Raw genomic sequence first — 20,019 nt, 5'->3', positions numbered from 1 at the left:
ACAGAAAGTCTCTTGCCGAAAAAGGCAGTCTTGCTGTCGCTCAGTCCTTGCAGCATTTCGGCGCGCGTGGGCCGGCATGGTTAAGGAAGGCTGAAATCGACACGTTGAAGAGTCTTTAAGTAAATTCGCCGAACGTGCGTTCATGACGCGCGGAGTTCGTTTGTATCTCGTCGGCTCCATCGTCCTTGTTTCGCTAGCGGGTTGCGGACGCGGCTTCTTTCAGGCCGAACGCGAACCGTGGCGGGCCGAGGCGGAAGCGGCGTGCCTGAAATCGGGAGCGGTCAAGGAGAGTGCGGACATCGTCCGCATCGATCCGATCTCCGGCCCCGGCCAGTGCGGCGCCGAATTTCCGCTCAAGGTCGGCGCCATCGGCGAAGCCTCCAGCAGCTACGGCTTTGCCGACGAGGAACTACGTCCGCCGGGGAATATCGGCAACCAGCCGCGCTGGCCGGTGACGCAGCCGCGATCGAACTATCCGCAGAGCCAGAATTATCCGGCACCCTCCTATCCGCAGCGATCGAATTACCCCGAGAGCGCGGTGCAACAGCCTTCCGGCTATGGCAGCTCAACCGGACCGATGTCGCTGAGCGCGCCCGGCGTGGCACCGCAGGAAGACGAGATCGACCTGCCACCCGAGGGCACTGATGCCGCGGGTGCTGCGCGCTACATGAATGCGCCGAGCTATCCGGCGCGGCCCGCCGGTCGGGCACCTTACTCGCAGGCGCCCGCGCAGCAGCCGCTGCCGCGTCTTGGCCCGGCGCAGGGTAATCCCGTCACCGCCGTCGGTCCCGTTGCGATCAAGCCGACTGCGACGCTGGCCTGTCCGATCGTGTCCGAGCTCGACCGCTGGCTCGCCGACACCGTACAGCCCTCGGCCATGCGCTGGTTCGGCGTCCGCGTCGCCGAGATCAAGCAGATCTCCGCCTATTCCTGCCGCGGCATGAACGGCAACTCGCGCGCCCACATCTCCGAGCACGCCTTCGGCAATGCGCTCGACATATCCGCCTTCGTGCTCGCCGACGGCCGCCGCGTCACGGTGAAGGACGGCTGGCGCGGCATGCCGGAAGAGCAGGGGTTTTTGCGCGACGTGCAGTCCGGCGCCTGCGCGCATTTCACCACGGTGCTCGCACCGGGCTCCAACGTCTATCACTACGATCACATCCACGTCGACCTGATGCGCCGCGCCAGCCGTCGCCTGATCTGCCAGCCCGCCGCCGTCTCCGGCGAAGAGGTCGCCGCGCGTGCGCAGTCACGTAGTCCGTATGCGAACGCGCGCGATCCTTCCGTGACCGGTTCGCTCGGCCGCAAGAGCACCGCGCACAAGCGCGAAGAGGACGAGTACGCCGACGATTGAGGCTTGCAAAACCCTGTAGCCGGATGACGCGCAATCCGGGACAGGTATCCCCGCATTCCGCTTCGCTCCATGCGGGCTACGATGGGCGTAGTTCGACCTAATTAGCAGATCATTTCGAAGTCGGCTTCGACAGCACGGGGACCAGCCCCATGCACCGCTGCACCTCGCCGGGGACGTTGTAGGTCCGCATGATGTGGCGGCTGTCGCGCAAGCCGGACGCCTCCCGTTGCACCACGAACATCCAGAGCGCCTGGCCGGCTTCCGCGACCAGCTTGCGCCTCGCCGGTTGCAACGAGGCCGGTGTGTCCGAGAGCGCGTGGGCGGCGTCGAACTCGCGCAGGCGCGTCAGCGTCTGTTCGAGAGCGCGGCCCATCCGTCCGAGCGCCGAGGCCTGTTCCTGGACGATCTCATAATGGAGGATATCGACCGGCGGGCGAAGATCACGAGACATGGCCGCAATATAAGGCCGCGGCGCCGGCCTGCGCAACGCGCCGCCTGCTTGCCGTTACTTCCGGTACGCCGCCAGGAACATCCGCGTCGCGCTGTCGACCACCTCGGTCATCCGTTGTTCCGATGGTGCAGGTGCGGCCTGGAAGACGAAGGGCAGGAAGAGTGAGGCCTTGCAGAGTTCCATGAATTGCGAGGCAGCAAGATCGCAATCGTCGATCTCGAGATCACCGGAGGCGACATGGGCTCTGAGATACTCGGAGAGGCGGTTGATGGTCTTGTCCAACACTCGCCCATAGTAGCGGCGGCCGACGTCGGGCATACGCTCGGCGATCGCCATCACGGTGCGGATCGCCGATCCACCGCCTGGGCGGCAGAGCAGATGGATGTAGGCCCGGCCGAACTCCTTCAGCGTGATTTCGGCATCGCGCGCGGGATCGAAATTGAACACGACCTGGCCGTGCTGGAGCGCCTCCTCTTCGAGGATGGCTTCGAACAGCGCGCATTTGTCGGCGAAGTAGACATAGAGCGTGCCCTTTGAGACCTGCGCGGCGCGCGCGATCTCGCCCATGCTGGCCCCGTCGAAACCGAGCGCCATGAACACCTTGCGGGCACCGTCCAGGATCTGGCGGCGCTTGGAGCTGTCCTCCTCATGGACGACGTGCAGATGTTCGCTGGCAGCTACAACCATTGGTTTAGGGTCTCGGAAGGTTTCTGGATCGGGTCTGACGCCATGAAGCGCAAATAAAGGATTCGAGCCCTTAGGTCCCGGGACAGGAATTTAATGTAGATTGACCGAACGGTTCGGTCAATGATACTTGAGATGAGCGAGAGGGAACAGGCCGCAGGACGGCCTGCCCTTGGGTCGCGCTTTTTTGGGGAGGCCTTTATGGCCGTATCGAGAGACCAGGCCGCGCGCGTTCTTCGCCAGGAAGCGGTGGACGAGCAGACCGGCGGTGACGCTGCGACCGAGAAGCCCGCCGTCCTGGCCGAGCAATTGCGCGCTCATGTGGCCGAGGAAACCAGGCGCCGCACCACCGAGGTGTCCGAGAAGCCCGCCACCGACAGGGCGGCCCCGGCTGTACCTGCCGATAGCGCTGCTGCCGGCGTGCCCAAATCCGGCAAGCGCAAATTCGTCCTGATGGGCGTCGGCTTGCTGCTGGCGCTCGGGGTCGCGAGCTATGCCGGCTACTACACGCTGGTCGGCCGCTTCTACATCTCCACCGACGACGCCTATGTCCGCGCCAACAACACCATGCTCGGCGCGCGCGTCGCCGGTCACATCTCCTCGATCCTCGCCGGCGACAACGCGCCGGTTCGCGCCGGCGACGTCGTCTTCCGCATCGACGACGGCGACTACAAGATTGCGGTCGATGCCGCCGCGACCAAGATCGCGACCCAGCAGGCCACGATCGATCGCATCGGCCGCCAGGTTGCCGCGCTCGAAGGCCAGGTCGCGCAGGCCAAGGCGCAGCTCGTCTCGGCTGAGGCGGGCCTCAAGCGCGCCGATCTCGATTATGAGCGTCAGCAGGCGCTGAGCAACAAGGGCTTTGCCTCGCGCGCCACCTTCGAGAGCTCGGAAGCCGGACGCGATCAGGGCGCCGCCGCGGTCAAGGCTGCGCAGGCCGCCTACGACGTCGCGGTCAGCAATGTCGACGTCGCCAAGGCGCAGCAGGCCGAAGCGCAGGCGCAGCTCGCCGAGCTCAAGACCACGCTCGCCAAGGCCGAGCGCGACCTCAGCTTCACCGCGGTCCGCGCACCTGTCGACGGCACGTTCTCCAATCGCCTGGTCAGCGCCGGCGATTTCGTCGCGGTCGGCCAGCGCCTCGGCAACGTCGTGCCGCTCGATGCCGTCTATATCGACGCCAATTTCAAGGAAACGCAGCTCAAGCGCATCCGTCCCGGCCAGCCGGTGACGATCAAGGTCGATGCCTACGGCATGCGCAAGTTCTCGGGCGTGGTCGACAGCATCGCGGCGGGCGCAGGCTCGGTGTTCACGCTGCTGCCGCCTGACAATGCCACCGGCAATTTCACCAAGATCGTGCAGCGCGTGCCGGTGCGTATCCGCGTGCCGAAGTCAGTGGCGAAGCAGAACCTGCTCCGCGCCGGTATGTCGGTCTACGCCACCGTCGACACCAACAAGGGTGCGGCCGACGCCGACAGTGAGGTCGATCTCGACGATCCCACCGCGATCCACCCGCAGTAGGATTGATCACTCATGAGCCGCGACACTCTAGCTCCGAGTGCAGCTGCGCTCCCTCTCCCGCTTGCGGGAGAGGGCAGGGGAGAGGGTGCCTCCGCAACGGGACAATCCCCTAGAGGAGAAAGCCCTCACCCGCGCCTTCTACGCGACCTCTCCCGCAAGCGGGAGAGGTTCACCGACCTCGCACCCTGCTCGAGCCCGAACTGACACCATGGCTAACGCCACCACCGCTTCGCCTGCCATGATGGCGGATCCCGCTTCGGAGCGCATCGCGCCGAAGCGGCTGTTTGCCTTCATCATCATGGTGTTCGGGATGTTCATGTCGATCCTGGACATCCAGATCGTCTCGGCCTCCCTGAGCGAGATCCAGGCCGGCCTGTCGGCGAGCTCCAGCGAAGTCTCCTGGGTCCAGACTGCCTATCTGATCGCCGAAGTGATCGCGATCCCGCTGTCGGGATTTCTGTCGCGCGCCTTCGGCACGCGGCTGCTGTTCGCGATCTCGGCCGCCGGCTTCACCTTCTCGAGCCTGCTTTGCGGCTTCGCAACCACGATCGAGGAGATGATCCTCTGGCGCGCGCTGCAAGGCTTCCTCGGCGCAGGCATGATTCCGACGGTGTTCGCCTCGGCCTACACCGTCTTCCCGCGCACGAAATTCCACATCGTCGGTCCCATCATCGGTCTCGTCGCGACGCTGGCCCCGACCATCGGGCCGACCGTCGGCGGCTACATCACCGACCTGATGTCGTGGAACTGGCTGTTCTTCATCAACGTCGTGCCCGGCATCAGCATCACCTTGGGCGTGCTGGCGCTGGTCGATTTCGACGAGCCGCATTTCGAGCTGCTCGACCGCTTCGACTGGTGGGGCCTGCTGTTCATGGCCGGCTTTCTCGGCACGCTCGAATATGTGCTGGAGGAAGGTCCGCAGTATGAGTGGCTGCAGGACACTTCGGTGGCGATCTGCGCCTGGATCTGCGCGATCTCGGCGATCGCCTTCTTCTGGCGCGTCTTCACGGCGGCCGAGCCGATCGTCAATTTGCGCACCTTCTCCAACCGCAACTTCGCGATCGGCTGCCTCCTGCAGTTCTGCATCGGTATCGGCCTCTATGGCCTGACCTATATCTATCCGCGCTATCTCGCCGAAGTGCGCGGCTACAGCGCGCTGATGATCGGCGAGACCATGTTCGTCTCCGGCATCACCATGTTCCTGGTCGCGCCGCTGGTCGGCCGTCTCATGGTGAAGTTCGACATGCGCTACATGATCGCGTTCGGCCTCGTCGTGTTCGCGATCGGCTCCTACCAGATGACCTGGATCACCCGCGACTATGATTTCTACGAGCTGCTGGTGCCGCAGATCCTGCGCGGCATCGGCATGATGTTCGCGATGGTGCCGACCAACAACATCGCGCTCGGCACGCTGGCGCCTGATCGGGTGAAGAACGCGAGCGGCCTGTTCAATTTGATGCGCAATCTCGGCGGCGCGGTCGGGCTCGCCATCATCAACACCGTGCTCAACGATCGCACCGATCTGCACATCACGCGCCTCCAGGAGCGCGTGACCTGGGGCAATGCGACCGCGACCGAAACCCTGACCATGTTCATGCAGAAATTCCAGGGGCTCGGCGATTCCACGCTGATGGCGATGAAACAGCTCTCCCAGCTCGTGCACCGCCAGGCCGTGGTGATGAGCTTCGGCGACGCCTTCTTCATGCTGACGCTGTTCTATCTCGGCCTCAGCCTGCTGGTCGCGTTGCTGAACAAGCCGGCCGCGATGACCGGCGGCGGCGACGCGCATTGACGCGGCACTCTCGATGTCATCGCCCGCGAAGGCGGGCGATCCAGTACGCCGCGGCTTATCGATTGAAACACTACCGCCTCTGGAATACTGGATGCCCCGCCTCCGCGGGGCATGACGGCGTTGATGCGCACCAAAGCCGCACCAAATTGCAACACTCATCCGTGATCTCGCGCGAGCCCCGTTGCAAATCGCGAACGACACATCTATAAAGCGCACTTCATTCATTCGAACCGGGGAGAGATTTGCATGATTTCGTCGCAATCGCAGATCGTACGCCCGCGCTCGATGATCTCCTGGCTCGGTATGTACGCGGCCTGTTAGAGGCCTCTTCCGCCAGCTTCGATTGGGCCAAGGTTTCGACCAAGCGCCCCGATCGCTTCGCCTCCCAAGTCAAAATCAGTCTTACGTGACGCCGTTGCGGCCTTCGGCCGACTTGCGTCCATCGATGGAGCCGGCCCGCGCGAAGCGGCCGGATGATGCCATGACCGCTCTGTCCAAGAAGCCCGCCGCGATTCGCGTTGTGCTGCCCTTCGTATTCCGGCACTGGCTGAAGCAGCCGGGGCGCGGCCTCGTCGTGGCCGGCGGCCTATTGGGCGCAACCGGCGCCGATTTGTTCATGCCGGTCTTCTCCGGACACCTGATCGACGCGCTGACCCGCGGTCCGACCGATCCCGATGCGCGGCAGGCGGCGCTGGTCGCGTTTGGCGCCATCGTGGCGCTCGGCGCGGCCTCGGTGGTGCTGCGGCTCGCAGGGCTCCAGGCGATCGTGCCGTTCACGCTGAAGATCATGTCGGACGTTGCGCAGGACGCGTTCACGCGCGTGCAGCGCTTCTCGACCGATTGGCACGCGAACTCCTTTGCAGGCTCCACGGTGCGCAAGATCACGCGCGGCATGTGGGCGCTCGACCTGCTCAACGACACCATCCTGCTGGCGCTGGCGCCCTCGCTGCTGGTGCTGATCGGCTCGATGGTCCTGATAGGCGTGCACTGGGCCTCGCTCGGCCTGGTGATCGCGCTCGGGGCGATCTTCTACGTCACGATCACGGTGGTGTTCTCGACCCGCTACATCGCGCCGGCGGCCCGCGTCTCCAATGCCTGGGACACCAAGGTCGGAGGCACGCTGGCGGATGCGCTGACCTGCAACGCCGTGGTGAAGTCGTTCGGTGCCGAAGCGCGCGAGGATGCGCGGCTCGCCCGCGTCGTTGGCCGTTGGCGCGTGCGCGTGCGGCGGACCTGGCTGCGCTACAATTACACGGCCATGTCGCAGCTTTCCTTGCTGCTGTGCCTGCGCGCGTCCGTGATCGGCGGATCGGTGCTGCTGTGGATGTCAGGTCACGCCTCGCCCGGCGACGTCACCTATGTGCTGACGAGCTACTACGTCATCCACGCCTACTTGCGCGACGTCGGCATGCACATCAACAACCTTCAGCGCTCGGTCAACGACATGGACGAGCTGGTGGCGATCCACGACGAGCCGATCGGCATTGCGGATGCTTCCGACGCGCGGCCGATCGCGATCGAGGGCGGCGAGATCGTGTTCGACGACGTCACGTTCCATTATGGCGGCCATCGCGCGCCGCTATATGACGGGCTGTCGCTGACGATCCGCGCCGGCGAGCGGGTCGGTCTCGTCGGCCGCTCCGGCTCCGGCAAGACGACCTTCGTCAAGCTGGTGCAGCGGCTTTACGACGTCTCCGGCGGCCGCGTGCTGATCGACGGCCAGGACATCGCGCTGGCCACGCAGCAATCGCTGCGCAGCCAGATCGCGATCGTGCAGCAGGAGCCGATCCTGTTCCACCGCTCGCTAGCCGAGAACATCGCCTATGGCCGTCCGGGTGCCAGCCTGCAGGCGATCGAGCAGGCGGCGCGGCTTGCGAATGCGCACGACTTCATCCTGCGCCTGCCCAAGGGCTACGGCACGCTGGTCGGCGAGCGCGGTGTGAAGCTGTCGGGCGGCGAGCGGCAGCGCGTGGCGCTGGCGCGCGCGTTCCTGGCGGATGCGCCGGTGCTGATCCTGGACGAGGCGACCTCAAGCCTCGATTCGGAATCGGAGGCCCTGATCCAGGAGGCGATGGAGCGGCTGATGAAGGGCCGCACCTCGATCGTGATCGCGCACCGGCTGTCGACGGTGAGGAGCCTCGATCGCATCCTGGTGTTCGACCGCGGCGAGATCGTCGAGCAGGGCACGCATGCTCTGCTCGCGGCCAAGCCGGGCGGCATCTATCGCGGCCTGTTCGAGCGCCAGGTGGTGGAGCTCGGGCAGATCGCAGCAGCGGAATGAGGCGCGCGGCCGGGGCGAACGTCCCAATGTTACGGCGCCAAGGATGGACTGACATGAAAGACCTGACAAACGGCTCCATCGTGAGCCACATCCTGCACATGGCGCCGCCGATCATGGTCGGCATGGTCACGATCATGGTCTGCCAGCTGGTCGATCTCTACTTCGTCTCGGGACTGGGCGATGCGGCGGTCGCGGGCGTCGCCGCGGCCGGCAACGCCGGATTTCTCGTCAACGCGCTGATGCAGGTGCTCGGCGTTGGCACCGTTGCGCTGATCGCACATGCGGTGGGACGCAAGGATCGGCAGGACGCCAATTTGATCTTCAACCAGGCGATCGCGCTGTCGGTGCTGTTCGGCTTGCTGACTCTGGCCATGGGAGCAGCATTGTCGCGCCTCTACATGCGTTCGATTGCCGCGGACCAGGCGACGATCGAGGCGGGGACCATCTATCTGTTGTGGTTCATGCCGGCGCTCGCGTTGCAATTCGCCACACAGGTGATGGCGTCTGCGCTGCGCGCGACCGGCATCGTGCGTCCCGCCATGCTGGTGCAGGCGCTCGCGGTCGTCATCAACATTGCGTTGGCGCCGGTGCTGATCGCGGGCTGGGGCACGGGCTACGCACTCGGCGTTGCCGGCGCGGGGCTGGCAAGCTCGATCGCGGTGGCGATCGGCGTCCTGATGCTGCTGGCGTACTTCCGCAAGGTCGAGCGCTACGTCGCGTTCGACGCGACGCAGTGGTGCCCGCAGCCGCGCCATTTGAAGCGCATCCTCAATGTCGGGCTGCCCGCCGGCGGCGAATTCGCGATGATGTTCATCCTCATGGCGGTGGTCTACTACGTGCTGCGCGATTTCGGCGCGGCGGCGCAGGCGGGATTCGGCATCGGACAGCGCGTGCTCGGCCTGATCCAGATGCCGGCGCTCGCGGTCGCGCTGGCGGCCGGGCCGATCGCCGGCCAGAACGTCGGCGCTGCAAACGGCGCGCGCGTGCGCGAAACCTTCGTCAAGGCGGCGCTGATCACCACCGTCGTGATGATCGGCTTCATGATTCTTGCGCAGCTGAAGCCGGAACTGCTGCTCGCCGGATTCTCGAACGACAGGGAGACGATGGAGATCGCCTTCCTGTTCCTGCGGATCATCTCGCTCAACATGGTGGCGCAGGGTCTGATCTTCACCTGCTCGAGCATGTTCCAGGGCCTCGGTAACACCAAGCCGGTGCTGTTGAGCTCGGCGACGCGCGTGTTCACTTATGCTGCCGGCGATCTGGCTGTCGACGCGGCCGGGCTTCCGCATGGAGCACGTGTGGTACTTGTCGATCGCTGCGACGACGCTCCAGGCTGCGCTGAGCTTGTGGTTGTTGCGCCGCGAATTCATGAAGCGACTGGTATCGCCCCGTCCGGAGCAACCCATGGAGCAGGCGGGGGCCGAGCCAGTCGCGCCTCCCGCACGCGTGCCCGCCTAAAGCGCGATGAGATTAGGATGAATCGTCATCGCGCTTTAGGTTGTTGTTTGAGCATGATCCTTTCGGAAAACCGTTACGCACTTTTCCGGATCATGCTTTAGTGCGTGCCAACACTATTCCAGACGAGGCCGAGGCCCGACAGAAATAGGAGGCCGAGCACGACATCGCCAAAATGCTTGTCGCTCAGGGCGTGATAGACCCGCGCGCCTGCCCATGCGCCGATCAGTGTGCCCGGAAACGCGACCAGCGCGAGCCAGACCACTTTGAGTTCGACAAGGCCCGACGCGGTCTGCAACGCGAGCGCGGTCGCGAGCACCGTGAAATTGAAGAGCTGGAAGATGCCGCGTCGCTCGTGCTTGCTCCAGCCGCGGATGTTGGCCCACAGGATCGGCAGCGGGCCCGACAGTCCGGCGAGGCCGCCAAGAATGCCGCCGGCAAAGCCGATCGCGCCGTCGGCGATCCGGCCGCCGAACTTGATCGCGAGCGGCCTCTTATTCAAGTACAGCGCGCTCGAGAAGATCAGGAGCAGCACGCCGACGCTCAGCTTGAACACTTTTGGATCGGCCGAGGCGACCATCATCGTTCCCAGTGGCACGCCGATCAGTCCGCCGATCAGGAACGGCCAGACCAGCGAGAGATCGAAACTCTTCCACATCGACGGCAGCGTCGAGGTCTGCGCGATCACCGAGCAGATCAGCACCAGCGGCACCGCGAGCGATGGCGGCAGCACATAGAGCCAGATGCCGAGCGCCATCAGCGCCGTGCCGAAGCCGGCCAGTCCCGAGACGAAGCCGCCGGCCAGCGCGCCGAACAGCAGCAGCGCGTAAGTGGACGTTTCCACCAATCATTTCCTGTCGTTAGCGGCGATGCCGAGCGCGATCCCGCTTTTGATCGTCATCTGGCGCATAGCACAGATGCGGCCGCGAAGGTCAATTTCAAAACCGCACGCAAGCGTGATCCCCAGCGGCGGGCGTTCGCGGAAGACGTGCCTACATGACGCTCGTACTTTAATCTTGGGGCCTGCCGGGCGTCACGCCGCACCGTCCCTGATGAGATGATGGAGCATGATCATGACCCGCATGAACATTGCCGTTGCGGCCGCGCTGTTATCGGCCGCCGCCCTGACGCCGACATTGGCGCAGGCGCAGTTTTCCGAGCCTGCAGCCTATCAGGCCGCGCATCCCGACCGCGATGTGCTCAATGGCGGCCAGCTCACGCCCGCGGGGCGCGCAGCCCGCGGCGAGGCGGTGGCCCCGAGCGAGGCCTATGCGGCTTATCCTGCAGCCGTTGCGCCGGTGGTTCGCCCACGCCACCGTCGTCATCATCAATAAAGAGTCTAGACGATCTGCCTGGTGTCGGTGCGCTTTTGCAGCGCGCTGACCAGGATGTGCAGCGCCTCGGTCAATTCCGCCCGGTTGCGCGCTGCGCCCAGCGAGAGGCGCGCCGCATGAGGCGGTGTTCCGTCCACGGTGAAGGCTTCGCCGTCGACCACCGCGAGTCCATTCCGCAAGAGATGCCCCACGACATCGGACCGGGCCTCCGGCAGCCGTAGCCAGAGATGATGAGCGGCCGGCTTGGCCAGGAACTGAAACCCCTTCAGCGCCCGCTGCGCGAGCTGTTGGCGGCCGACTGCCTCGTTGCGGATGGCGGTGATGATGCGGTCGGCAATGCCGGTCTCGATCCAATGCGTGACCAGCGCGACCATCAGCGGCGCCGGCATCTGCACGGTGGCCTGCAGATGGCTGCGCATCGTCTGCTGCGCGTCGTTGTCGGGCGCCAGCAAATAGGCGACGCGCAGCGCCGGCGCGATGCATTTTGACAGCGTGGTCGCGAGATAAGTCCGCTCCGGAATGAGGTTCGCGATCGGCGATGCCGAGCGATCGAGCAGCCCGTAGGCGTCGTCCTCGATCAGCGTCGTACCGGCATCGCTGATGATCTTTGCGATCGCATTCCGCCGCTCGGCGGACAATGTCGCCGTGGTCGGATTGTGCAGCGTCGGAATGAGATAGACGGCCTTCGGGCTGTGCGCGCGGCAGGCCTTCGCCAGCGCGTCGGGCAGGATGCCGCCGTCATCCATGGCGACACCGACGAGCTTGACGCCGAGCCGTGCGGCGGCGGCCTTGATGCCGGGAAAGGTGAGCGCTTCCGTCAGCACGATTTCGCGGGGCCGCGCGAGATGGGCGAGCACGTTGAACAGGATCGTTTGCGCGCCCGGAAAGATCACGAGCCTGTCGGCATGTGCATGCGGAACGCGTGCGCGCATCCAGCGCGCTGCGATCTCGCGCTCATGCGCGCTGCCGCCGGGCGGTTGATAGTTGAGATGCGCCGTCAGGCCCGATTGCGCGCGGATGGACTCCATTCCGGCGATGATGCGCTCGTCGAGCTGCGCCTCCAGCGGATGCGGCGGCACATTCATCGAGAGATCAATCGCGACGGGATGCGGCATGTCGACCGCACGGCGCGCGCTGGTCTCCGACACGAACGAGCCCTGTCCGACCCGGGCTTCCATGATGCCGCGGCGCCGGGCTTCGGTGTAGGCGCGCGTCACCGTGGTGAGATCGATGCCGAGTGCTTTTGCGAGTGCCCGCTGCGTCGGCAATTGCTGGCCGCGCACCAGCCTCCCTGCGGCAATGTCGGCCTCCATGGCTTCGACGATGCGCTGGTAGCGCGGGCCCGAGAGCTCCGAGATTGTAGGGGTCCAATCCATGCAATATAGGCTCACATCCTTTGAATGTATGGATGCAATATATTATTGTATGGACCGTTGAAAAGGAAGAGGTGTGGTCATGGCGACGGTCTCTCTGGCAAAGGCGATGTGGCGCGGTTTCGGCGGCAAATGTCCGAATTGCGGGGAAGGGCACCTGTTCGGCCGCTTCCTGAAAGTGGCTCACGCTTGCGACCACTGCGGCGAGGAGCTGTTCCACCAACGCGCCGATGATTTTCCGGCTTACCTCGTGATGGTCATCGTCGGCCATCTCGTGGTGCCGGCCATCCTCGCGGTCGAGACGGCCTACGCGCCGCCGGAGTGGCTGCAACTCGCGGTGTGGCTGCCGGTGACCCTGTTCGCGTCGCTCGCATTACTGCAACCGACCAAGGGCGCCATCGTCGGGCTGCAATGGCAGCTTGGCATGCACGGTTTCGAGGCGAGCAAGCTGCGGCGCGAGGCCGGCGAGCTCGCACCCGTCCTCGTGAAGGCGAATACGGGCGCGGCCTGACGCGGCGACAGAGTCTACATCGCGCGGTCGGCCGCTACATCGTCATTCCGGGGCGTGCGCAGCACGAACCCGGAATCCATTCCTCCACCAACTGTGCCGTCCGATGGATTCCGGGCTCTCGCTTCGCGCCCCGGAATGACACCATTTACCCCGGAATGACACCATTTAAATGGCTGCGCTTGCCCCTAAAATGGTGAGGGGCCCGGCGCATTCACGCCGAACCCCTCGTTGCTTCCTTAGCAAGACGCGTTTTCTTCACGCGAACCGGAAACCCACTTCGCTCGAAAACGCTTTAGAACATCAGCCGGCCTGTAAGCCGGGTTCTGTAGGGCACCGTCCGCTTGCGCGAACGGTACGTGACGGCCATTCCTCTGGGGTCATGTTTGCACATGGCCTCGGGCAACCTACCCGGACGGCGGGCCTGACATCGCCCCGCGGCGTTATCGCTTGCGCGAACAGCCCGCTGCGCCGTCCCTATTCGGTTTTGCTCCCGGTGGGGTTTACCATGCCGGCTCCGTTGCCGGATCCGCGGTGCGCTCTTACCGCACCTTTTCACCCTTACCCGCCTATGCAGCTTGCGCTGCTTCGGCGTGGCGAGCCTCGCGGGCTTGTCACGCCATAGCCCCGAAGGGGCGAAGGCGGGCGGTTCGTTTTCTGTGGCACTTTCCCTGGGGTTACCCCCGCCGGACGTTATCCGGCACCGCATGTCAAGGGAGCCCGGACTTTCCTCCCCGGCGGCCTTTCGGCCCCTGCCGGAGCGGCCGTCCGGCCGACTGACGGTCTACGCATGGAGCATTTGTGACGGTTCCGTCAAGCCGATATCGCCGCGCACGCTTGGCCCGAAATAATTTATCCTGAAGATGTCGTTTGGAGCGTGCCCCGTTCGACTGGATGCCGGCGAGAGAGCCGAACAACAGGAGTGAAGCGATGCAGTATCTGCTGATGATCTACCAGAACGAGGCCGAGTACGCGAAGATTGACACGGGAACCACTCAGAAGATGTCGGCGGAATATGAGGCCTTCACGCAATCCATCATCCGGAACGGCAATTTCAAGGCCGGCGATCGGCTCCGGCCGACCACGACCGCGACCACGGTGCGCGTGCGCGACGGCAAGACGCTGACGACCGACGGCCCGTTCGCGGAAACGCGCGAGCAGCTCGGCGGCTACTATCTGATCGAGGCCAAGGATCTCGACGCCGCGATCGAGATTGCGGCGCGGATTCCCAGCGCGCGCATCGGGTCGATCGAGGTGCGGCCGATCTGGGTGTATGAGAAGTGACAACTCTCACCTTCGTCATTCCGGGCTCGTGGCCTTGCCGCGCCCGGGAATGACGGGAGGAGAGTGATCGTGTGACATGACCCCTTCCGAGATCGAAGCCATCTTCCGTGACGAGGCGGGGCGGGCGCTGGCCACGCTGATCCGCCTCGTCGGTGATTTCGATCTCGCCGAGGATTCGCTTCAGGATGCGTTTGCCGTCGCGCTGGAACGCTGGCCGGCATGTGAGGCCCCCGACAATCCGCGCGCCTGGCTGGTCAATGTCGCGCGCAACAAGGCGATCGACCGCGTTCGCCGCCAGGCCATCTTTCGCGGCAAGCAACAAGCGCTGGTGCACGAGCTCGAGCTGAACGCGCAAGCGCCTGACGAGCCGCCGGCCATGCTCGACGACGACATGCTCAGGTTGATCTTCACCTGCTGCCATCCCGCGTTCGCAGCCGAAGTCCAGGTCGCGCTGACGCTGCGCACCGTCTGCGGGCTGTCCACCGCGCAGGTCGCGCGCGCCTTTCTCGTCAGCGAGGAGGCGATGGCCCAACGCCTCGTTCGCGCCAAGCAGAAGATCCGTCTCGCCGGTATTCCTTACGAAGTGCCGGAGCGCGACGCGCTGGCGCTGCGGCTCGACGGCGTGCTCGCCGTGATCTATCTCGTCTTCACCGAAGGCTACGTGGCGACCTCGGGGACGGGCCTGATGCGGCCCGATTTCGCCGTCGAGGCGATCCGGCTCGGCCGCCTGCTCGACCGGTTGATGCCCGATCGTGCCGGCATCAAGGGCCTGCTGGCGTTGATGCTGCTGCACGATGCGCGCCGCGGCGGGCGCGAGACACCGGCCGGCGATATCGTGCTGCTAGAGGAACAGGATCGCTCGCTGTGGGATCGCGCGCAGATCGAGGAGGGCCTGCTCCTGGTGGAGGACGCGCTGCGCCTGCCGGGCCGGCCGCAACCCTATGCCGTGCAAGCCGCGATCGCGGCGCTGCATGCGCGCGAGATCAGCTTTGAGGAGACCGATTGGCGGCAGATTGCCGGGCTCTATGAGGTTTTGCTGCGCATCAGTCCCTCGCCGGTGATCGAGCTGAATCATGCCGCGGCGGTGTCGATGGTCGATGGACCTTCACGTGCGCTCGCTCTTGTCGACGCGATCACCGCGCGCGGCGGGCTTGATGGCTACGAGCTGTTGCCCGCGGTGCGCGCGGATCTGTTGCGGCGGCTCGGCCGCAAGGACGAGGCGCGCGAGGCGTATCGGGCGGCGACGGAGGCGACGCAGCTGGAGCCGTTGCGGCGGCTGTATGCGCGACGGGTGAGGGAGATGGGATAGTCGCCACGAGCTCCGTCATTGTGAGCCAACGGGTCCGCGCGACGCGCGGCCCGATGACAGGCTCCGCGAAGCAATCCAGCGTCTCTCCGCCGGAACAGTCTGGATTGCTTCGTCGCAAAAGCTCCTCGCAATGACGAGGTATGTGGCCGTCGTCGTCACTTCGACGCGACAGGCGTCCCCTCTTGCGGAAGGCTCGCCAGCAACGCCTGCAATGTCGACAGCGTCGAATGATCGGCGACGCCATCCAGCCGCGCCGGGCGGAAGTGGCGCTGGAAGGCGGTGATGACTTCCATGGTCGCGGCATCGTATTTGCCGGTCAGCGGCACGCCGTAGCCGTATCTGGCGAGCGCCTGCTGCATGCTCAGCACGGCGTCGCTGATGGTGCCGAGCATCAAGGTCTCGCCGCGCACGACCGGGGCGGGCGTCACCCAGTGGCCGACGCCGGAATTGGCAAGCGAATGCCACGGAAATTTTTCGCCGGGATCCTTCTTGCGCGCGGGCGCGACGTCGGAATGGCCGAGCACCCGGTGCGGCGGCACCTTGCGGCGGAGCATGATGCCGCGGCACAGCGCGATCACGGCGGCGATCTGGCGCAGTGGATACTCCGGATAGCCCCAGTCATGCCCGCGATTGATGATCTCGATGCCGATCGAGCAGGAGTTGATGTCGTCCTCGCCGGCCCAGGACGAGACGCCGGCGTGCCAGGCGCGCCTGGCCTCGGGCACGCATTGCACGATGCGGCCGTCCTCCAGCACGACGTAATGCGCCGACACGTCAGTCCCCGCCGTGCACAGCCGCGCCAGCGCGCCCTCGACATCGGGCATGCCGGTGTAGTGCAGCACGATCATGTCCGGCTGCCGTCCCTTGGCGCGCTCGCCATGGTTCGGCGAAGGGATGATATCGGAGACGATCGAGGAATCCGGATCGAACGTCCGCATGCCTGCAGCGGCCTTGGGAACCGGCAGAACGCGTTGACGCTTCGAATCAGATCCAGACGGCGTGGACGAACCGGACGGCATGGACAGCTCGAGTTGGACGGAGAGTGTGGGCCAAGCCCTTCTCTTTACTATTCCTTTACCCTCGGCCGCGCGCAATCGCGCGCCGCGGTTAACGAATGCATTTTGGCGCATGTGTGTGGATGAAGCATCACCACGACGTCACCTTTTAGACTTGTCGCGAGCCGATCAACGCTTTCTTAACGCTAAGGGCCGTTACTGAGAGATGAAGTGCCGACCCGCGTCCGGAGGCGGCCAAAGCGTATTTTTGGCTCGAAATCCCATGGCTGCCCGACAAAATTCGCTGGGAACACTGGGTTTGCCGCCCGGGACGACCGGACTCGGTAATCATGTAGGACGAGGGCCTTGTCGTGGAACCGCCGCGACGCAGAATCATTCGAGGCGTCATGGGCTGTTTCGTTCCCGATCTGGCATCGACGTCAGGCTGGGCGTTCGGCAGGCGTGGCGCATGAGCTCGGCTCCGCACATTCCGGTTCTCGGCCGCGAGGCCATCGACCATCTCGCCCCGCGCGAAGGTGGCATCTATGTCGATGCCACTTTCGGCGCCGGCGGCTACAGCCGTGCCATTCTCGACGTGCCGGGAACCCGGCTCATTGCGATTGACCGCGATCGTACTGCGATCGCTGGCGGTGCCGAGCTCGTCGAACGCTCCGCCGGCCGGCTCACGCTGGTCGAAGACCGCTTCTCCAACCTCGCGGAAGTCTGCGCGGCGCAGGGCGTCGACACCGTCGATGGCATCGTGATGGATGTCGGCGTGTCCTCGATGCAGCTCGATCAGGCCGGCCGCGGCTTCTCCTTCCGTCTCGACGGTCCGCTCGACATGCGGATGGGGCAGGCGGGCCCGACCGCGGCGGACGTCGTCGCGCGTGCCTCCGAAGGCGATCTCGCCGACATCATCTATCTCTTCGGCGAGGAGCGGCATTCGCGGCGCATCGCCCGTGCCATCGTTGCAGATCGGCAGGAGAGGCCGTTCACGACCACGCGCGCGCTCGCCGATCTCGTCGGCAGGGTCGTGCGCTCGAAGCCCGGCGACATTCACCCGGCGACGCGGACGTTCCAGGCGCTGCGCATCTTCGTCAACGAAGAGCTCGAGGAACTCCAGACGGCGCTCGCTGCGGCCGAACGCGTGCTCAAGCCCGGCGGCCGCCTCGTCGTGGTCTCGTTCCATTCGCTGGAAGACCGCATCGTCAAGAATTTTCTCGCCTCACGTTCCAAGAGCGGCGGCGGCTCGCGGCATCTGCCGGAAGTCGCGCAGGCCGCGCCGAGCTTCCAGCTGCTGACGCGGCGGCCGGTCGTCGCCGGTGAAGACGAAGTGGCGCATAACCCGCGTGCGCGCTCCGCAAAGCTGCGTGCCGCCGAGCGCACCTCGGCGCCCGCACATGAAGATGGCGAGCCATCGTCCTGGCCAAGGCTCTCCGACGTCATGAGGGGTGGCTAGCGCATGCGCTTCATCCACCTCCTCGTCATCGGCGCGCTGGTCTTCGCGGCGGCCCATGTCTACCGGATCAAGATGGACTCCACCGCGCGCACCGAGAAGGTGCTGCGGCTGCATGCGGAAATCCGGGAGCAGCGCGATGCGATCGCCTCGCTGCGCGCCGAATGGGCCAAGCTCGATGCGCCCTTGCGCCTGCAAGGATTGTCCGACCGGCATCTGTCGCTGAAGCCGGTCAACGGCACTCAATATGACTCGCTGAAGAACCTGCCGGAGCGCCCGCCGCGGATGTTCAGGCCGGGCGAGCCCGACCCGATCGGAGCGATGCTCAACACCATCGAAGCCGCGAGCGATCCCGAGACCGTGACGGGCTCCGTGCCTCAGCCGGAGGACAATCAATGAGCGCTCCGATCCCGGCAAAACCCATGGAAAAGCCGACCGAGCCTTGGCGGCAGCGGCTGATCCGCAGCCTTCTCTATGGGCGCAATGTCGATCGTGCCGCAAAGGCGCGCGCGCGCGTTGGCCTCGCAATGCTCGCCTTCGCCTCGGTCTATGCCCTGATCGGCGGCCGCCTCGTGATGTTCGCGATCGGCGCCGACGCCCACGGTGCCCGCCGTGCCGCGGCGCAGGAAGTGGTCGCGACCGCGCGGCCTGACATCGTCGACCGCAACGGTGCGATCCTGGCAACCGACGTCAAGGCGGCGAGCCTGTTCGGCGAGCCACGCCGCATCATCGACAAGGACGAGGCGATCGAGCTTCTGACCGCCACCGTTCCCGACCTCGACGAGGCCGAGGTGCGCGAGCGTCTGAAGACGCGCAAGGGCTTTGTCTGGCTCAAACGCGAGGTCACGCCGAAGCAGCAGCAGGACATCCACAAGCTCGGCATTCCCGGCATCGGCTTCCTGCGCGAGAACAAGCGCGTCTATCCGACCGGCAACGAAGTCGCCCACCTCATCGGCCTCGTCAATATCGACAACCAGGGCATCGCCGGCCTGGAGAAGTGGCTCGATAATCAAGGGCTCGCCGATCTCCACCGCGCCGGCTTTGCCACCGACCGGTTGCAAAAGCCGATCGAGCTCTCGGTCGATCTGCGCGTCGAACACGCGCTCCGCGACGAGCTGTTGAAGGCCAAGGACAAGTTCCACGCCAAGGCCGCCTCCGGCATCGTCTCCAACGTCAAGACCGGCGAGATCGTCGCGATGGTCTCGCTGCCGGACTTCGATCCCAACAATCCGAAGGAAGCGCACGACCCCGACCGCATCAACCGTCTGACCACGGGCGTCTATGAGATGGGCTCGACCTTCAAGGCGTTCACGCTGGCGATGGCGCTCGATTCCGGCAAGATCAACCTGAATTCGTCGTGGGATGCGCGCGGAAATCTGCACTACGGCAAGTTCACCATCCACGACAGCCACCCGCTCGGGCGTTTCATCAACACCAAGGAAGTGTTCACCTACTCGTCTAACATCGGCGCGGCGCGGATCGCGCTCAGCCAGGGGGTCGAGGCGCACAAGGCGTTCCTCGCCAAGATGGGCCAGTTGACGCGGCTGCGCACCGAACTGCCGGAGAGCGCGGCGCCGCTGATCCCGCGCCGCTGGAGCGAGCTGAACACGGTCACCGCCGCATTCGGCCAGGGCCTCTCGGTGGCGCCGCTCCAGGCGGTGATGGGCATCAACGCGCTGGTGAACGGCGGCTATCTCATTCCGCCGACATTCATGAAGCGCAGCGAAACCGAAGCGGCGGCGCTGGCCAAGCGCGTGATCAAGCAGGATACCAGCGACAAGATGCGGTATCTGATGCGGCTCAATGCCGAGATCGGTACCGCCAAGACCGCGGACATCAAGGGCTACTACGTCGGCGGCAAGACCGGCACGTCCGAGAAGGTCATCAACGGCCGCTATGCCAAGAAGCGGGTGCTCAACTCCTTCACCGCGGTCATGCCCTGCGACGATCCGAAATATCACATCCTGATCATGCTGGACGAGCCGCAGGCGATTCCTGAAACCAAGGGTTTCATCACGTCCGGCTGGAACGCGGTGCCGACCGGCGGCAAGGTGATCGAGCGAATCGCGCCGCTTCTGGGCGTCGAGCCGCGGTTCGACCTGCCGCCGTCCGACCGCCTTATTCTTGCAGCATCCAGGACAACCCAGTAATCAACCGGGTAGGCCGTTGCCGCTGCTGAGTCGGGACTTTTCCGAAGATTCGGCTTTCCGGCACGGCATGTCGAC

General features: G+C 65.2%; 16 protein-coding genes, 1 other RNA gene and 1 pseudogene. 12 read left to right on the top strand and 6 right to left on the bottom strand.

The window, feature by feature from the left end; translation table 11 throughout:
* The first annotated feature begins 142 nt into the window (after positions 1 to 142).
* A complete protein-coding gene (locus tag LRP30_RS35280) occupies positions 143 to 1,354 on the top strand; it encodes an extensin family protein (protein ID WP_249757803.1) in 1,212 nt (403 codons plus the stop codon).
* A 109-nt stretch (positions 1,355 to 1,463) separates the two neighbouring features.
* Here the strand turns inward: LRP30_RS35280 and LRP30_RS35275 are convergent, their stop codons facing one another.
* Positions 1,464 to 1,805 carry a DUF6665 family protein gene (locus LRP30_RS35275; protein ID WP_128937786.1) on the bottom strand — a complete coding sequence of 114 codons (342 nt, stop codon included), beginning with the start codon at positions 1,803 to 1,805 and terminating at the stop codon, positions 1,464 to 1,466.
* 54 nt (positions 1,806 to 1,859) lie between these two features.
* Positions 1,860 to 2,492 (bottom strand): TetR/AcrR family transcriptional regulator, encoded by a 633-nt coding sequence (locus tag LRP30_RS35270; protein ID WP_249757802.1) that lies wholly within the window; start codon positions 2,490 to 2,492, stop codon positions 1,860 to 1,862.
* A gap of 198 nt (positions 2,493 to 2,690) precedes the next feature.
* Between LRP30_RS35270 and LRP30_RS35265 the strand changes: the two genes are divergently transcribed.
* The 4 genes and pseudogenes from LRP30_RS35265 (at position 2,691) to LRP30_RS35250 (ending at position 9,538) form a co-directional block, all read left to right on the top strand.
* Positions 2,691 to 4,007, top strand: a complete 1,317-nt coding sequence (locus LRP30_RS35265) for an HlyD family secretion protein (RefSeq protein ID WP_249757801.1) — start codon at positions 2,691 to 2,693, stop codon at positions 4,005 to 4,007.
* Positions 4,008 to 4,215: 208 nt separating this feature from the next.
* Positions 4,216 to 5,799 (top strand): DHA2 family efflux MFS transporter permease subunit, encoded by a 1,584-nt coding sequence (locus LRP30_RS35260; RefSeq protein ID WP_249757800.1) that lies wholly within the window; start codon positions 4,216 to 4,218, stop codon positions 5,797 to 5,799.
* A gap of 481 nt (positions 5,800 to 6,280) precedes the next feature.
* Complete coding sequence (locus LRP30_RS35255; protein ID WP_249757799.1) at positions 6,281 to 8,080, top strand: ABC transporter ATP-binding protein; 1,800 nt, start codon at positions 6,281 to 6,283, stop codon at positions 8,078 to 8,080.
* Between the two features lie 53 nt (positions 8,081 to 8,133).
* A pseudogene (locus tag LRP30_RS35250) lies at positions 8,134 to 9,538 on the top strand (MATE family efflux transporter).
* A gap of 97 nt (positions 9,539 to 9,635) precedes the next feature.
* Here LRP30_RS35250 and LRP30_RS35245 read toward each other — a convergent pair.
* Complete coding sequence (locus LRP30_RS35245; protein WP_249757798.1) at positions 9,636 to 10,379, bottom strand: sulfite exporter TauE/SafE family protein; 744 nt, start codon at positions 10,377 to 10,379, stop codon at positions 9,636 to 9,638.
* Positions 10,380 to 10,608: 229 nt separating this feature from the next.
* On the opposite strand from LRP30_RS35245, the gene LRP30_RS35240 reads away from it, so the two are divergent.
* Positions 10,609 to 10,869, top strand: a complete 261-nt coding sequence (locus tag LRP30_RS35240; protein ID WP_164934369.1) for a hypothetical protein — start codon at positions 10,609 to 10,611, stop codon at positions 10,867 to 10,869.
* Positions 10,870 to 10,874: 5 nt separating this feature from the next.
* On the opposite strand, the gene LRP30_RS35235 is transcribed toward LRP30_RS35240, so the two are convergent.
* A complete protein-coding gene (locus tag LRP30_RS35235; protein WP_249757797.1) occupies positions 10,875 to 12,245 on the bottom strand; it encodes a PLP-dependent aminotransferase family protein in 1,371 nt (456 codons plus the stop codon).
* Between the two features lie 79 nt (positions 12,246 to 12,324).
* Here LRP30_RS35235 and LRP30_RS35230 point away from each other — a divergent pair, with 79 nt between their 5' ends.
* Positions 12,325 to 12,753, top strand: coding sequence for a DUF983 domain-containing protein (locus LRP30_RS35230; protein ID WP_249757796.1), 429 nt, complete (start codon positions 12,325 to 12,327; stop codon positions 12,751 to 12,753).
* A 296-nt stretch (positions 12,754 to 13,049) separates the two neighbouring features.
* Here LRP30_RS35230 and rnpB read toward each other — a convergent pair.
* An RNA gene (gene rnpB / locus LRP30_RS35225) (RNase P RNA component class A) lies at positions 13,050 to 13,530 on the bottom strand.
* Between the two features lie 150 nt (positions 13,531 to 13,680).
* Between rnpB and LRP30_RS35220 the strand changes: the two genes are divergently transcribed.
* On the top strand, positions 13,681 to 14,034 hold the full coding sequence (locus LRP30_RS35220) for a YciI family protein (protein ID WP_091879244.1): 354 nt from the start codon (positions 13,681 to 13,683) through the stop codon (positions 14,032 to 14,034).
* A gap of 76 nt (positions 14,035 to 14,110) precedes the next feature.
* Positions 14,111 to 15,343 (top strand): RNA polymerase sigma factor, encoded by a 1,233-nt coding sequence (locus LRP30_RS35215; protein WP_249757795.1) that lies wholly within the window; start codon positions 14,111 to 14,113, stop codon positions 15,341 to 15,343.
* Positions 15,344 to 15,498: 155 nt separating this feature from the next.
* Here the strand turns inward: LRP30_RS35215 and LRP30_RS35210 are convergent, their stop codons facing one another.
* Positions 15,499 to 16,362: an N-acetylmuramoyl-L-alanine amidase gene (locus LRP30_RS35210; protein WP_206734844.1), complete on the bottom strand. Its 864-nt coding sequence runs from the start codon at positions 16,360 to 16,362 to the stop codon at positions 15,499 to 15,501.
* Between the two features lie 445 nt (positions 16,363 to 16,807).
* Between LRP30_RS35210 and rsmH the strand changes: the two genes are divergently transcribed.
* The 3 genes from rsmH to LRP30_RS35195 are packed head-to-tail and all read left to right on the top strand — an operon-like array spanning position 16,808 to position 19,944.
* Positions 16,808 to 17,797 (top strand): 16S rRNA (cytosine(1402)-N(4))-methyltransferase RsmH, encoded by a 990-nt coding sequence (rsmH, locus tag LRP30_RS35205; RefSeq protein WP_249757794.1) that lies wholly within the window; start codon positions 16,808 to 16,810, stop codon positions 17,795 to 17,797.
* 3 nt (positions 17,798 to 17,800) lie between these two features.
* Positions 17,801 to 18,193, top strand: coding sequence for a hypothetical protein (locus tag LRP30_RS35200; RefSeq protein ID WP_249757793.1), 393 nt, complete (start codon positions 17,801 to 17,803; stop codon positions 18,191 to 18,193).
* Positions 18,190 to 19,944, top strand: a complete 1,755-nt coding sequence (locus LRP30_RS35195) for a penicillin-binding protein 2 (RefSeq protein ID WP_128944668.1) — start codon at positions 18,190 to 18,192, stop codon at positions 19,942 to 19,944. The genes LRP30_RS35200 and LRP30_RS35195 overlap by 4 nt, the downstream gene beginning before the upstream one ends.
* Positions 19,945 to 20,019: the final 75 nt, after the last annotated feature.

The organism is Bradyrhizobium sp. C-145, assembly GCF_023375135.1.
In the GTDB taxonomy this organism is placed as follows: Bacteria; Pseudomonadota; Alphaproteobacteria; order Rhizobiales; family Xanthobacteraceae; genus Bradyrhizobium; species Bradyrhizobium zhanjiangense.
This window is presented reverse-complemented; position numbering and strand designations above follow the sequence as displayed.